Raw genomic sequence first — 15,161 nt, forward strand, 5'->3', positions numbered from 1 at the left:
GGATATCGAGTGTGTGGTTAGGGTGTATTTTAATTATTCTCAAATAAAGATGGTTATATGAAAAATTATAGCCAATATAATAAATGATGTTATTTTATTATTGGTTGAATAAACGTGAAGACAGACAGATGACTATATGAAGAACACTAAATAACCCCCAATCCATTCAAAAGGATTGGGGGTTTAGTATGCCATGTTAAGCACAATTCTTGATTGCCTCTATTGTTTTTATTCTGGTCGGTAAACGAATCCCAACCTTTTAGAACGAATACTGTTCGCCGTCGTCCGGCACCAACAGGCTCCCACTCATCCCTTTTTCTTCTGCATAGTCCTTCAGCTCCTGTCTGGATAGTGCCCAATGGTTCACTGCTTCCATGTGAACGGAGATGATCTTGGCATCAGGTGCAGCCTGGTGGACTTTGAGTACATCCTCCTTATCCATGACAAGGGAGCCGCCCTCAAGGAATTGGTTGTCACCACCATTCACTACGATGACTTCGGGGGTGTGGGTGTTCAGGGTCTTCTCCACTTCTTCGTACCAAACGGTATCCCCGGCTACATACAGCGTCTTCTCCTCCTGATGCTTGAAGACGACACCGCATACGGATCCGGCGATCTTCAATATCTCTCCCCTGCCATGCTCGCCTTTTGTCTTAATCAGTTGGATGCCCTCAAATACTGTGTCCTCCGTGAGTACTTCTATATTCGTAAAACCGGCATTCCCGATCTCTTCCTTATCCGCTTCATTCTGGGTGAACAGCTTGATGTCCTTCTGCAGTGCGTCCTTTGCTGCGTCATCCCAGTGGTCAAGATGTGTATGGGTGACGATGACGGCATCCACGCCGCTGACCACTTCCTCTATGGATGCCGGCAGGCTGACGAGTGGATTATTCTGATCCTGTCTCGCCGAGTTCGGGAAAGGCGGCAATGTGCCCTTCTCCGCCAGAAACGGGTCGACCAGAAATCTCTTCCCTGCATAGTCCACAACGAGTGTGGCATTACGTATATGTTGGATGTTCATAAAAGCAACTCCTTTAGTTTGATTTACCTCCAGTGTATACTGATACCACTTCTGAAATAAATGGATGGATGAAAGTCTTTATGCCATTTCACTTTAAAAATGAAAGGAGCAGACGCCTATGCTCGACGAAACAGATTCGCTCATTCTGGATGCTCTCAGGACAAACAGCCGCATCACGATGAAGGAACTCGGTGAAAAGGTGCATTTGAGTGGTCCTGCGGCTTCCACACGGGTGGAGAAGCTGGAAGATGCGAGAGTCATCGAAGGATTCACCATCAAAGTAAATCCGGAAAAGATGGGCTATCCGGTCCATGCCTTCATCACCATATTTACAAGCAGCTCTTACCACACTCACTATTTGAACTTGCTGGAGGCCAACGAACAGTACGTTGTCCGAAACCATAAAATCAGTGGAGACGGGTGCTATCTCCTCGAATGCCACTTCCCTTCAAACAAAGTACTGGATGAATTCCTCGTTCAGCTGGAATCCCATGTGAACTACAAGCTCTCAATCGTCATCAACTAACGGGAGCACAGAGATGTCATCTGTTCCATGATGCCCCAAGACAGTTGGATGGCTCATACCTCTAAATATTAATGCATGTATTTATTTGGTATGATACCAGTATCACTAAATGTCCAAATCTTTAAACATTTCATATATGGAACACTTTGTACGTCCACCACAATGACGATACATGGACTGGATGGTTGTATTTATCAGGAAAGTGAATACCGCAACGAGCAGCAGTTATTTTCTACTTTAAGGAGATGTCTTGAATGCCACAAAAAAGTGTATTGATCATCGGCGGCGGGCTCGGAGGGTTGTCTGCCGCCATTTCCCTGGCCCAAAAGGGATATGATGTATCGTTATATGAGAAGAATGACCACCTGGGCGGGAAGCTGAATCGTCTGGAGCAGGATGGCTTCGGCTTTGATCTCGGCCCTTCCATTTTGACGATGCCTAAAGTATTTGAAAAACTCTTTACGACAAGCGGAAAGAAGATGGCCGATTATGTGCCGACGGTCAAGCTGAATCATCAGTGGCGTTCCTTCTTCCCAGATGGCAATGTCATCGACCTGTATGAAGACATGAAGGACATGCAGGAAAAGAACCCGTCCTTGAATGAAAAGGACATCAAGGAGTATCAGAAGCTGCTCGCCTACTCCAAGAAGCTGTATGATACGACCGAACAGAGCTACTTCAAAGGGGTCGATGATAAGAAGGACATCCTGAAGTACCAGGGGGTATTCAGCACCTTGAAGGGCTTTGACCTGTTTTCGACGGTACACCAGGCGATCGACAAGCGTATCAGCAACAAGCAGTTGAGTGATATGCTTTCCTACTTCATTAAATACGTCGGTTCCTCCCCCTACGATGCACCCGCTGTATTGAACATGATGATATATATGCAGCATGATCAGGGCGTATGGTATGTACCGGGCGGGATGGACAACCTGACCAAGGGGCTTGTACAGCTTGCTGAAGAGATCGGCGTGACGATCCATACCGGGCAGCATATTTCTGAACTCCGAAATGCGGAAGGCAGGATCACCGGTGCCGTGCTGGATGATGGCACACAATTGAATGCAGACTATTATGTTTCCAATATGGAGGTCATTCCGACCTACGAACAGCTGATTGGCGGACAGGAGGCCTATGTCAGGAAAATCAAAAAGAAATTCGAGCCTGCCAGTTCCGGACTGGTCATGCATCTGGGGGTCAAGAAGACCTATCCCCAGCTTGCCCACCACAACTTCTTCTTTGCAGAAGATATGAAGAAGCAGATGCATAAAATATTCCATAAGCATGAACTGCCGGATGATCCAGTCATTTACCTGGTGAACGTCAACAAGACAGATCCGGACCAGGCGCCGCCAGGGCATGAGAACCTGAAGGTGCTCCCCCACATCCCATATATCCAGGACGAGCCTTTTACGGCTGAAGCCTATGAGCGGTTTGCAGAACAGACACTGATCAAACTCGAGCGTATGGGCCTGAAAGACCTGCGGCAAAACATCGTAACAAAGGATGTATGGACGCCGGAGGACATCCAGCGGGTGTACGGCTCCGACCGGGGTGCAATCTACGGCACCCTGTCCGACCGCAAGAAGAACAAGGGGTTCAAGCATCCAAAGCAGAGTGAGCACTATGACAACCTCTACTTCGTCGGGGGCACAGTGAATCCCGGAGGCGGGATGCCGATGGTTACATTGAGCGGCCAGCATGTCAGCGACCAGATTGTCCAGAGGGATTCGGACGAAGGTTGATGCTCCACTCTTTTGAAGCTTATGCGTGTTTAAAAACCGTGCCGCAAAAGACTGCTGCGAATAATGAAGGATTTTAGGAGGCTCGGCCATGCAAGTGATCTCATTATCCCTATTCTGGACCATCGTCATAGACATAGGTGCCTGGCTCTTTTTTCATTTGGCCATTGCAGCCATCTGTTTGAAACTCCCACCTGCAACCTTCCAGAATAATGCTTTCTGGTCCCGAATCTACTCATGGGAAAAATCAGGGGTTCTCTGGCAGCAGTTGTTTCGGGTAAAGGAATGGAAAGGGAGATTGATTGACGGCGCCTCCCTATTCAAAAGAGGGTATCAGAAAAAATCACTGCATGGCACGAGTAGAGAAGATCTGCGGACATTTGCCATGGAGACGGAACGGGCTGAACTGACACACTGGCTGTCGATACTGCCCGCCCCGCTGTTCTTCCTATGGAACCCACCGTTGGTGGGCTGGCTAATGATTGTATATGCGGTCGTCTTCAACTTGCCCTTCATCATCACCCAAAGATACAACCGCGGACGCATCAAAAGAATGCTGTCGTGACCCGGCAGCTTTCATTTTAAAAAGGGAAAGAGGTGTATGCATGACAAAGAAAGTGATCGTCATTGGTGCAGGTGTGGCAGGGCTGGCAAGTGCCATCAGACTGCAGCATGCCGGCTATCAGGTGGAGATCCATGAAAAGGATTCTACTCCGGGCGGAAAAATGAACCGGCTTGAAAAAGAGGGGTATCAATTCGACCTGGGACCGAGCATCGTCATGATGCCGGAACTGTACCGTGAAATATTCGAGCTTTGTGGACGCGATCCAGACGATTACATTCCAATGGAGAAATTGGACCCCATGTACCGGGTGTACTTCAGTGATACTCCGGATGCACCCATCGACATTTCCTCTGACCTGCCCGAGTTGACCAGAATGATCGAGTCCATCAGCCCTGGAGATACAGAGGGTTTTCTCCACTACCTGCATGATATCTATAAAGGGTTCATCTTCGCCCAGGACAATATTCTTGGACGACCCTTCCATAAAAGAAGTGACTTCTATAATATTTCGATGTTCAGGAAAGCACCGAAAGTGAAATTGGTGGGTACGGCGGATAATTTCATCGGAAGGTATATAAAGAGCGAACGCCTGAAGCAGATCATGGGCTTCCAGACATTGTACATAGGCATCTCCCCCTTCAACGGACCTTCCTTCTATTCGATGATTCCGATGATCCAGTTTCTATATGGGATATGGTTCATCAAAGGCGGGATGTATACCATGGCATCGTCCATGGAAAGACTTTTCAGGGAACTTGGCGGAGAAGTTGTCTATGGAAGCCAGGTGCAGGAAATCTCCATCGATGACCGGAAAGCGACCGGCATCAAGATGGACGACAGGAAAATTGATGCCGATTTTGTAGTCTGCAACGCCGATTTTCCATATGCGATGAAAAACCTGGTGAAAAGTCCTGCAACCAAAGGGAAATTCACCGACAGGAAGATTGAGGGGATGAAGTATTCCTGTTCCGGCTTCCTTCTATACTTGGGGATGGACCGGAAATATGAAGATGTCGAGCATGTCCATAATTTCATTTTCAATGAATCACTCGAGAAGAACATGCAGGATATCTTTGATGGTAAAAGATTGGAGCACGCCTCCTTCTATGTCTATATCGCATCGAAACTCGATCCAACGCTCGCGCCGGAAGGAAAGGATGGACTGTATATCCTGATGCCCGTATCCGACCTCGGTACGGCTGATTACGAATGGAATGATGAGACGGTCCAATACTACCGTACATACATTTTGGAAACCCTGAAGAAAATACGCGGATTTGAAAACGTTGAACAGGAGATCGTTACAGAAACCTGCTTCACGCCAGTTGATTTCGAGTCCAGATTCAATGCATATAATGGTGCTGCATTCGGTCTCCAGCCCACCCTTTCCCAAAGCATCCACAGGCGTCCGCAGAGCAAATCACCAAGCTGTTCCAACTTGTATTTCACAGGCAGCAGCACACATCCGGGTGCAGGTGTCCCGATTGTACTTCTGTCAGCCGGAATCGCTGCCCGGGAACTCATCCAAGATGATAAAGGCAGCCATCCAGACACTGAATGAATTAAAAGGGGGAGAAGCTTATGATGGTCAATCTTATAGTGGGCCTTCTGACAATTGTCGCCGGAATGCTCATGTTCTGGTCCCTGCCCCGCCCTCTCAGCCGGGAGAAAGATGCCGGATATCCCTTTGTATCCATCATCATTCCGGCCAGAAATGAAGCAGAAAGGATCTCCGCCCTGCTCGAGTCCCTGCAGGAACAGAGCTTCAGATCATTTGAAGTTCTGGTCGTCGACGATGACTCCACGGATGATACCGTTTCTGTCGCATCGGCTTTTGATGCAACAGTACTGCATAATGAATCCAAGGAGGCCGGCGCAGGCAAATCGTCAGCCTGCTGGCATGGTGTACAGCAGTCGAAAGGAGAATGGCTGCTTTTTCTGGATGCCGATACACGCTTCAGCACCCCTGACAGCCTTCAGGATCTGTTGACGCTGTATCGACGGAAAGGGGCACGGGGCATATTATCCCTGCAGCCGTTTCACCACATCGAAGCCATGTACGAAAATCTTTCAGCCATCTTCAACGTGATTGTTGTTGTGGGGATGAATGTATTCACCGTCTGGGGAAAGCGGTTTGAACCTGCAGGCTCGTTTGGCCCCTGCATCCTGTCCAACAGGGACGATTACCTTTCAACAGGCGGACATAAGGGCATCCAGGAAGCCATCATGGATGATTTGGCACTGGGACAGGCTTATCTCAATCAGGATCTGCCTGTCCATTGTCTGGGCGGCAAAGGGGGCATATCTTTCCGCATGTATCCGGAAGGGTTCAAAAGTCTTGTGGAGGGCTGGTGCAAAAGTTTTGCGCTCGGTTCAAAAGCGACACATCCTGCAGTCATGCTGATGACCATCATTTGGATTTCCGGCAGTTTCATAAGCACCGGGGCATTGGTTTCTTCACTTATCGCAATGGACCCCGTGCTGATTGCGCTCACCGGAGTGCTGTATCTCCTCTATGCGCTTCAAACAATGATATTCGCCCGAAGATGCGGGAATTTCAAAAGAAGTATTTTCATCTTCCACCCCATCCTGTTCTCATTTTTTGCAGGGGTATTCGTATATTCCATCTTCCGTGTCCATATACTGCGTTCCGTGAACTGGAAAGGAAGGAAGATAAACGTTAAATAGGATCGCCTTTATCAAGCCGGTCTTCCACCCGTTCATCCTCTGCTCCACCGCCATATAATGCTAGAAAAGAAAAGCGAGGTCCGTCAGTCATGCTCAAAACCATCATTGCAAAATTACTGCGACTCTTTCCAAATAATTCAGCAAAAACACCAATGGTCGATCAGCTGCCTGTAAAAAGCAAAAAGGACCTCCTTGTTGAAACATCCATTGGCCCTACCGCAATATCCCTCTATTATCCATTGGAAGCAGAACAAAAAAAGCACCCCCTCTACATCAATATCCATGGAGGTGCCTTCATAATGAATGATAAGGAGATGGATGATCCATATTGCCGATACCTGGCCAATCAGACGGGATGTGTCGTCCTCAACATCGATTATGTGAAAGCACCGGAATATCCTTTCCCGAAAGCAATCGAACAAAGCTATGACGTGTTCCAATGGATGAAGGGAAAAGCCGATGAGCTGGACATCGATACTGAGAAATTGATGGTGGGCGGCCAAAGCTCAGGCGGCAACATTGCAGCTGCATTCTGCCTCCACCTTGAAAATATAATGGAAAAACAGCCACTCCTGCAGGTTTTGTCCTGCCCAATGCTGGATTTCGTCACACCATATGCAGAGAAACCCGAACCAAATAAGTGGCGCGCGCAATTCCCACAGGCCGCACACTTTTTAAACATATGCTATGTGCCTGAAAAGGAAATGGCCAGGAATCCCCTCGCCTCCCCTGTTTATGCCGATATAAATGATCAATTGGCCCCTGCCCTTATCCTCATTGCTGAGCATGATGCTTTCAGACCAGAAGCTGAAGTTTACGCCGAGAAATTAAAAACAGCAGGCGTAAGCATTCAAGATGTCCTTTTCACAGGCTGTGGCCATGCTTTTACGCATCTGGGCCCAAAAGAAAAAGCACAGGAAGCTTGGCAGTTGATAGCACAGAAAATCAAAGAAGCCGTCGATCGGCAAGAAGTTTGGAAATAGGGACTTTTCAACTTCTTCCTCTTCCCGTTATTGAAAAATTCGGATCATCGAGTAAGGGAACAAACCCGTCACCTCTGTTGGTCTTTTATGAATGCCCCCATTTCATAATCAAAACACCCTTAAAGTTGAATTTGGAGTTCAACTTTAGGGGTGTACATCAAATCCGGGAGTATGGCTTTCAAGAGGTTGTGATAGGCAAAACTGCTACCGCCTAGATTGACCCACATGTCTATAATTTAATTCTTAACTGTTTCAAATTATTCCTTAAATTCACCCGTTTTTTGTCTTATTCTTCAAAAGGTTCATCCGACAACTCTTCGAAACTGAAAATCTGAATGCCTGAAACTTCATCCAGTTCAAGTGTATAGAGCACCCTGTTCTTTCGTTTTCCTTCAGAAGTTGCATGGGAATACACACGCTCCAGGATCATTTCCTGAGGTGGCGGACTCATATAGCTGAAGCGATTATCATCAATATTGACAAGATAATTCTCATGTTCGCTGAAATCTCCATTTTCCTTATTGGCAACAATGGCATCATAGGCTGCACTATCCGGTTCTAAATAGTGGAGCACATCATCACTTTCATCATTATAATACTGCATTAAATCATAGGCATAATGCTGGAAGTAGTTCTCGTAGTTTTTCGTAGAAATTGAGCCGATCACCCTCATTTGATAGTCGATTGCCCTGCGCGATTCATCGATTCTTGCAGGATAGCTTTCTGCTTCAGTCTCTTCCGGCAGTGTACCATTGGCGACATACTGGTCATAGGCATCCCTGACTTCTTCAACGGAGTCCAGTTCACAACGTATATTGAATTTTATAATACATTCCCTGGCATGTGGAGAAGCATCAGAGGCAGGTCCGTAAGCTTCATTGACATCCACTTCGTATTCGATATCTGTTTCAATCAATTCATGACTTTCAATACCGGTCAACTGGAGTTTGGTGGGTCCAACCGGACCATCTCCCTTACTGCTCTCGTACGTTACACGGTCACGTTCAATCCCATCGGACGAGGCGTGGGAGTATACCCTCTCAATCTGTCTCGTTCTAGGTTCACCACGCTCCGATTCTACCACTTCGGCACTGTACAGCTTATAGTCACTGAAATCACCCGATTCCTTATTCGCTACGGTGGCTTCATACAGAGTACTGCCTTCTTCCAAATACCCGAGTGCCGCATCACTTTCACTGTTGTAGTAATTCTCAAGCTCCATCGTAAAATAATGCGCTGTAATATCTATAGTGGACAGTGGATACTGATCGTCTGAAGGTGAAGGGCCTGTATTTTGATTATGCATTGTCATGTGAGAACCAAGTACATCTTCAAGAAATGTATCCGTTACTTCTCTTTTACCAAGCACCCCTTCATCCAATAAGCGCTGATATGCCTTCTTCTGATCATCAAGCGGTACTCCGTCACACGCCTCTCCCAGATTACTGATGATGCAACGTGTCGCCAGTACGTTTACCTGTTCTGGCTCAGATGCTTGCTCTGATGATGTATCGGACTCCGACGATTCTTCGCTGCTGGATTCTTCATCATCCGCCGACTCTTCTGTGTCTGCATTTTCTTCCGTCGTTTCCTCAGATGCTTTCTCGGTACTTTCCTCCGTTGTTTCCGCTTCAGTCGTCTCCTCTGAAACAGTTTCGCTCTCAGTCGAAGCGCTCCCTGTTTCTTCTTCTCCATTCTGGCAGCCAATCAGCATCATTAAACTGAATAAAGCAAGTAAGTATTTAAGCATAATATCCCCTTCTATGAACTAGATTCACAACAGATGCCACTACTGTTATCTGTTTATTGTGATAGTGAAATACGAGCCCGGTCAAATCACTTCATACGCTATGTGTATGAAGAAAAACCATGATTTCTTCCAAAGACTGTCTACTCGCTTTGGCATTCGCTTGTTTGGAGCCGCTCAATATGATGACCGATGGATATTTTCCTTCGGCAACTGGCACATATAAATTTCCAATAATTCCCTCCCTATGATATCTACCCTTTTTACGTCATCATTTATGACTTTTATTAAGATTTCTTTGCGATCCATAATCTTTTCCTGATGTCTCAATTGAAATTTCACAGAAAGATTACCGTCTGCCTTCTTTACAAAAAAAGTCCTCCTTATTTGTTTCCTTGAAAATCATCGACCACAGTAAATCTGCAGCATCCGCTGATGAATACGTACCTTCCACCGGAATCTCTAATCAGGGATGATTTGAAAGAATGAAACTCCCAGCCTGTGAAGCACGGGGCAATTTTTCATATTCGAAATGGCAGTCTCTGCTCCAGTATATGTTCCGTGTCATCTTCAGAAGACTCGAAAGAAACATGCAACTCCCCGATATCTCATGTGAATCCAATACTTTCAGGTATCTCGTATACCATTATCAGTTCTCCTTGTTTATATGTTTCATCTATCGTATTGGGTGCACTTTTTCCCGAGATCTATCATTTGATTTCCAGGCATCATTTTTCAGGCATCAATATCGTTCTCTGAATTATACCTCCACCCATGGAATCGTTCCGTTCGACTAGAATATAAGTCTTGCCGTCGATCAAAAATTTCCCATTCCCCTTATAATCTACGCTTCTCCCCTCTTCAACCAGTTCACGCTTTACTGCTTCAACATACTTCGATTGGTCGGTATACCGTTCTTCCAGATCCAGAACGATCTGCCCCTTTTTGTACCCCATCAGCCGATTATAGCCAAAGAGGGCAAGGCCAAAAATAAGCAGAAAAATTATTAATTCCATTTGAATGCCTCCTATTTAACAGTCACTGAAAGGAACAACCTCCACTTGTATTTCAAGTTCGGTTTCTCCTGTCTGCAGACCAGTATGCAGAAAAACGACAGCGTCCCCTTCTCCTGAAACATCTGTATGCAGAATCATGGATGCTACTCCTCTCCTCTTTTTTATTGACCTGGGCACCGTCTATAAGATGATTGTTAATTTATCATTACGAGAAATGCGATAAGAAAGATGACATAGATGCCCATAAAAGCCAATGATAGTTGAGCCAGCCGTGTCTTAATCGAAAGTGCTGGCATGAATCCTAGCCTTATAATATTCACTCCCAGGAGTATGATTGCAAGTAAGAAAGATGCCAGGGCTATAAGGAATATCACTTGTTCCAACAGAATGCCCCCCTTGTTTTGTATTAAGAATATTTTTTTGCTTGCAAGGTTCTCTCTATTCATGGATATTACTAAATGTAATTATTTGGTATGATATCAGTATAACAAATAATCTTAATTTTTAAATATTTTGACGGATGGGGGCACCTAATGTTTGAACGTGAAGTATTGGAAACTGAACGCGGTGCATTCGAGGTATTCAAGAAGGGGAATGGAAAGCCTTTGGCATTCACCCATCTCTATAGTGAATTCAACACACTTGGAAATACAATGTCGCAAATGCTGGCTGAACATTATACAGTCCATATCATCAATTTGCGTGGTGCAGGAAGATCGGATGGAGCCACTGAAGAGTATACATACAGCATGGATGATGCCATTCATGATATGGAAGCGATAAGGAGAGCGCTCAAAATTGATTCGTGGACTTTTTCAGGACATTCCACGGGTGGGTTTCTGGCCCTGAAGTATGCTGTCATGTATCCGGAGAGTCTTGACAAGATAATTGCAGGTGGCCTATGTGCATCCTACGCGTATATGAAGCATCCCGACAGCATCTACTATCCAGAGAATCCAAACAACCCGAGGATGAAGGAGATATTTTCGGACCTTCGCAATCCTGACACATCAAGGGAAGAAAGGATCAAACTGTCTAAAGAATGGCTGATGATGTCCCTTTATAAGGAAGAGTCATATTATAAAGTAATCGATAAAAAAGAGAGTGGCAGGACACTGATGGACAAGCTGGATTACTTCACTTCCGAACTCAAAGATTACGATGTAAGGGAGCAGTTGAAATCGACACCTGTCAAAGCCTTCATATACTGTGGTTGGTATGATGCACAGTGTCCCCATATATTCAGCGAAGAAGCCGCTGAACTGATGCCAAATGCTTCGCTCACGACATTTGAATACAGCAACCACAATCCTGATGTAGAGGAAGAAGAGAAGTTCGAAGCATTTTTGAAATCGACAGTGAAACCATCTGGGAAGGAGATATAATATTGCAAAACACTATGATAAAAGAGTTGCGAACAGAAGAAGAAATCCGAAGTGCCTTTTCCGTAATGCGACAATTAAGAACACACTTGAACGAGGCGCAATACATGGACCTTGTGATTGAGGCCAGAGAGAAGGACCACTATCTCATGTATGCCCTGTTTGAAGAGGATAGTATCGTGGCGGTATGTGGGTTCAAACCCATGATTACATTGTACTATGGCAGATTTATTTGGGTGTGCGACCTTGTTACAGACCAAAAGATCAGGTCTAAAGGGTATGGGAATGAACTTTTAAGTTTCATACATGGCTGGGCAGAGGATAAAGGCTATGAGAGTGTCGCCCTTTCATCTGGATTACAGCGCAAAGAAGCCCATAAATTCTATGAAGAGAAAATGATGTACGATAAGGCCAGCTATGTTTTTAAGAAAGTTTTGTGATAAAGCGTAATGTTATACTTTTACGAACGCCTTTAAATCATCTCTAATTGTTTCATAAAATCCACCCCATCAGAAGAGACCCAATAATCTTTAACTTTATCATTCTCTATATAAAAAATATCAGTTCCATCAAATGAAATCTCTTTACCTTTATCAACATTGACTCCATCCATTTTGCCATTGTATTTTCCTGTGAAATTCCAACGGGCAGAAACATATCCCCCTTCTTCTATGGGATTGACAACCAGGGACATTTTGTAATCGTCAAAAAAATATGTTCCTGAAGAAATAATCTCTTTCAATGCTTCTGGACCAATATAACTTTTGGAATCTTTATCATCCGTCCTTGCCTGATGTACTATACATTCGTTATGAGCTATTTCATTAATTAATGAAATGTCAGTATTCCAAGCTTCCAACCATTTATAGTATAAATTTTTGTTGCTCATAGAAACCGCTCCTTTATTGCTGAATGTAATTATTTAGATGACACCAGTATAGCAAACCACCTAAATATTTAAATAATTCATTGTTAGAAGCATCCAATGTTTGAGTGTGATGTACCGGAAACTAAACACTACCCATCAAGAAATGTCGATTCATGGACCTTACAGAAATCATACCTGTATCAACACCAAAAGCACCGACAAAATGTCGATGCTTTTGGTCATTCAATGCTATATAAGGGCAGCCCCATTTCCCTAATAATTTATTTTGATTTGATGCCGGCACCACAGAGCGGTATGATTATTTTTTCCTCCGTGTCTTTTCTATACTTGAGGTAGCCGGCATAGTTTACTGCGGAAGTCACTTCGACATAGAATCCTTTCCCACTCAGTTCCGCCCGTGCGTCGAGGATTTCATCTTCTTCAATTTCAATGAAAGTACCATTGGTATTCCGTACAGCTTCCAGAATCTGTTTGGAGCGCGCTGGTGCGGCAATAGCTATCCCTTCTGCGAGTGTCCCTTCATTGACGACAGGCTGTGCTGTTTCCTCTCCGTTCTGGTAGGCCTCTGCCAGAGGCGCACAGTGCTTCGCCTGGATGGCGACGATCTTCGGCATCTTATCAATCAAATCATTTTCAAACAACTCTTTAAAACCGTAATAGACACCGAGGAGCAGCGTCCCGTTCCCCACCGGAACAATGACTGAATCGGGGACGCCGTTCATCTGTTCATAGATTTCATACGCATATGTTTTCGTTCCTTCATAGAAATATGGGTTGTACACATGACTGGCGTAAAAGACCTTCTCTTCCTCTACAGCCCGTTGTGCTGCAGCGGCAATGTCCTCCCTTGTGCCATGGACCGCCTTGATCGTGGCGCCATGGGCTTTTACCTGATCGATCTTCTTCGGTGATGTTGCATCACTCAAGTAGATGTCACAGCCGATATTGCAGCGTGCTGCATAGGCTGCGATGGCTGTGCCTGCATTCCCACTGCTGTCGGCAATCACTTTTGTTACCCCCAACTCTTTTGCCAGTGTCATCAGAACAGCTGCTCCTCGATCCTTAAAGGATAATGTCGGCATCATGTAATCCACTTTCACATAAGTATTGGGATTCTCAGAATCCAAAACAATCAAAGGCGATTGACCTTCACCCATTGTGACGGCTTCCCATGTCTCAGAACCTTTTTTGAACGGCATGGTTTCAAAATAACGCCATAATGAATTTGGATAGGCATCCCAGGCTGAAACATCAATTTCCGGTGTGTCTTTTGCTATGTCCAGTACACCGCCACATTCACATTTCCATAACGCCGGGGTGATATCATGCTTTTTACCGCAGCGATTACAAATGAATTGTTCCACATACCTCAACCCTTTCAAATAATCTTTTATATAAATTAGATTTTTTTATATGCATCAGGCAAAAAAATATACTTAGATATATGCGATGGCATCCACTTCGATTTTGAAGCCAAAATGCAGTTCGTTCGTCGGTATCACGGTACGGGCAGGTTTGTGCTCGCCGAAGAATTCCTTGTAGACCGCGTCCACCTTATCCCATAGTTTCACATCCGGGATATACAGGTTCATGCGCACAACCTGTTCTTTCGTACTGCCGGCCGCTTCCAAAATGGCTTCTACGTTTTTAAGTGCCTGCAGTGTCTCCTCTTCAATCGGCCCGAACTTCTTTTCCCGGCTTTCTGGATCAATCGCGAATTGTCCGGAGACATATACGGTATCTCCATGTACGGTTGCCAAAGCATAATGTCCATTCGATTTTAAATTTCCCACTTCAAAAATCTTCTTCATGATGATGCTCCTTAGTTTTATTTATTTTTGATTTCATCCAAATAACTGTAGACGGTCACCTTGGAAATCCCCAGCAAAGAAGCGATCTTCTCAACCGAGCCTTTCATTAAAAAGATGCCTTTTTCGTCCATGAACCGTATCAGTTCAACCTTCTCATGACGCTTCATGGCCGGATGCACACTGTTTTTGATGATCTGCTGGATCAACTGGTCCACTATTTCTTCGACATTCTCAACATCATCATCCGTTTTCGCTTCTTCCACCCGGGGTTCAGCCTGTGCAGGCAGAAAATTATCCATAAACTTCTGCATCTGGCTGAGTGCTTCGACATCAAAGTTTACACAATAGGCACCAATGACCTTTTTCCCGGAATCACGTATTAAAGAAGTCGAGGAACAGATGGTCCGCCCATCTTCGGTTGTGGATGTATAGCTTGCCAGATAATCCTCCTTGAAGTCTTCAGCCTGTAGTACCGTCTTGACCAAGTGATCAAAAGATTGACCGACCTCCCTTCCTGTCACATGATTATTGACTGTGAACATTACTGAATTTTGAGGATGCGTCAAATCATGAATGACGACCTCACAGTTTGGCCCGAACATTTTTGCGTTGGATTTCGCAACCGGAATGAAGCCCTCTAAAATTTTCTTGGATTCTTCCATATATAACTCCCTCGCCTTTGAATTCAAATTCATTATATAATTTTTTATATGATTATATCAATAAATAGATTTTTTTATACTTCACAGGAGGATCTAGCCAGACCTCAAAGGATGCACTCCTGCAATCAA

At 45.0% G+C, this 15,161-nt stretch carries 16 protein-coding genes; 8 read left to right on the top strand and 8 right to left on the bottom strand.

Annotated elements, in window-relative coordinates; genetic code table 11:
- Positions 1 to 259 precede the first annotated feature (259 nt).
- The gene (locus tag RQP18_RS09835; protein WP_342387518.1) at positions 260 to 1,021 is read right to left on the bottom strand and encodes an MBL fold metallo-hydrolase; all 762 of its coding nucleotides are present in this window, start codon (positions 1,019 to 1,021) and stop codon (positions 260 to 262) included.
- A 118-nt stretch (positions 1,022 to 1,139) separates the two neighbouring features.
- Between RQP18_RS09835 and RQP18_RS09840 the strand changes: the two genes are divergently transcribed.
- The 6 genes from RQP18_RS09840 to RQP18_RS09865 all read left to right on the top strand — a co-directional run bounded on the left by RQP18_RS09840 (position 1,140) and on the right by RQP18_RS09865 (position 7,525).
- Positions 1,140 to 1,547, top strand: a complete 408-nt coding sequence (locus tag RQP18_RS09840; protein WP_342387519.1) for an Lrp/AsnC family transcriptional regulator — start codon at positions 1,140 to 1,142, stop codon at positions 1,545 to 1,547.
- Positions 1,548 to 1,801: 254 nt separating this feature from the next.
- Positions 1,802 to 3,292 (top strand): phytoene desaturase family protein, encoded by a 1,491-nt coding sequence (locus RQP18_RS09845; protein ID WP_342387520.1) that lies wholly within the window; start codon positions 1,802 to 1,804, stop codon positions 3,290 to 3,292.
- 88 nt (positions 3,293 to 3,380) lie between these two features.
- Positions 3,381 to 3,854, top strand: coding sequence for a glycosyl-4,4'-diaponeurosporenoate acyltransferase (locus RQP18_RS09850; RefSeq protein ID WP_342387521.1), 474 nt, complete (start codon positions 3,381 to 3,383; stop codon positions 3,852 to 3,854).
- A 40-nt stretch (positions 3,855 to 3,894) separates the two neighbouring features.
- Positions 3,895 to 5,415 (top strand): phytoene desaturase family protein, encoded by a 1,521-nt coding sequence (locus tag RQP18_RS09855; RefSeq protein WP_342387522.1) that lies wholly within the window; start codon positions 3,895 to 3,897, stop codon positions 5,413 to 5,415.
- Positions 5,416 to 5,435: 20 nt separating this feature from the next.
- Positions 5,436 to 6,542, top strand: a complete 1,107-nt coding sequence (locus RQP18_RS09860; RefSeq protein ID WP_342387523.1) for a glycosyltransferase — start codon at positions 5,436 to 5,438, stop codon at positions 6,540 to 6,542.
- 89 nt (positions 6,543 to 6,631) lie between these two features.
- A complete protein-coding gene (locus RQP18_RS09865; RefSeq protein WP_342387524.1) occupies positions 6,632 to 7,525 on the top strand; it encodes an alpha/beta hydrolase in 894 nt (297 codons plus the stop codon).
- A gap of 286 nt (positions 7,526 to 7,811) precedes the next feature.
- Here RQP18_RS09865 and RQP18_RS09870 read toward each other — a convergent pair whose 3' ends face one another.
- The 3 genes from RQP18_RS09870 to RQP18_RS09880 form a co-directional block, all read right to left on the bottom strand.
- Complete coding sequence (locus RQP18_RS09870) at positions 7,812 to 9,275, bottom strand: hypothetical protein (RefSeq protein WP_342387525.1); 1,464 nt, start codon at positions 9,273 to 9,275, stop codon at positions 7,812 to 7,814.
- A 725-nt stretch (positions 9,276 to 10,000) separates the two neighbouring features.
- Entirely contained in the window at positions 10,001 to 10,288 is a 288-nt protein-coding gene (locus RQP18_RS09875; protein WP_342387526.1) for a hypothetical protein, read from the bottom strand.
- A 15-nt stretch (positions 10,289 to 10,303) separates the two neighbouring features.
- Positions 10,304 to 10,426, bottom strand: a complete 123-nt coding sequence (locus RQP18_RS09880; protein WP_342387527.1) for a hypothetical protein — start codon at positions 10,424 to 10,426, stop codon at positions 10,304 to 10,306.
- A 395-nt stretch (positions 10,427 to 10,821) separates the two neighbouring features.
- Here RQP18_RS09880 and RQP18_RS09885 point away from each other — a divergent pair, with 395 nt between their 5' ends.
- Positions 10,822 to 11,673 (top strand): alpha/beta fold hydrolase, encoded by an 852-nt coding sequence (locus tag RQP18_RS09885; protein ID WP_342387528.1) that lies wholly within the window; start codon positions 10,822 to 10,824, stop codon positions 11,671 to 11,673.
- A 2-nt stretch (positions 11,674 to 11,675) separates the two neighbouring features.
- Positions 11,676 to 12,110, top strand: a complete 435-nt coding sequence (locus RQP18_RS09890) for a GNAT family N-acetyltransferase (protein ID WP_342387529.1) — start codon at positions 11,676 to 11,678, stop codon at positions 12,108 to 12,110.
- 32 nt (positions 12,111 to 12,142) lie between these two features.
- Here RQP18_RS09890 and RQP18_RS09895 read toward each other — a convergent pair whose 3' ends face one another.
- The 4 genes from RQP18_RS09895 to RQP18_RS09910 all read right to left on the bottom strand — a co-directional run bounded on the left by RQP18_RS09895 (position 12,143) and on the right by RQP18_RS09910 (position 15,032).
- On the bottom strand, positions 12,143 to 12,559 hold the full coding sequence (locus tag RQP18_RS09895; RefSeq protein WP_342387530.1) for an ester cyclase: 417 nt from the start codon (positions 12,557 to 12,559) through the stop codon (positions 12,143 to 12,145).
- Between the two features lie 260 nt (positions 12,560 to 12,819).
- Positions 12,820 to 13,923, bottom strand: a complete 1,104-nt coding sequence (locus RQP18_RS09900) for a threonine synthase (protein WP_342387531.1) — start codon at positions 13,921 to 13,923, stop codon at positions 12,820 to 12,822.
- Between the two features lie 72 nt (positions 13,924 to 13,995).
- The gene (locus RQP18_RS09905) at positions 13,996 to 14,370 is read right to left on the bottom strand and encodes a RidA family protein (RefSeq protein WP_342387532.1); all 375 of its coding nucleotides are present in this window, start codon (positions 14,368 to 14,370) and stop codon (positions 13,996 to 13,998) included.
- Positions 14,371 to 14,387: 17 nt separating this feature from the next.
- Entirely contained in the window at positions 14,388 to 15,032 is a 645-nt protein-coding gene (locus RQP18_RS09910) for a helix-turn-helix transcriptional regulator (protein WP_342387533.1), read from the bottom strand.
- Positions 15,033 to 15,161: the final 129 nt, after the last annotated feature.

Origin of the sequence: Salinicoccus sp. Bachu38, from assembly GCF_038561955.2 — a bacterium.
In the GTDB taxonomy this organism is placed as follows: domain Bacteria; phylum Bacillota; class Bacilli; order Staphylococcales; family Salinicoccaceae; genus Salinicoccus; species Salinicoccus bachuensis.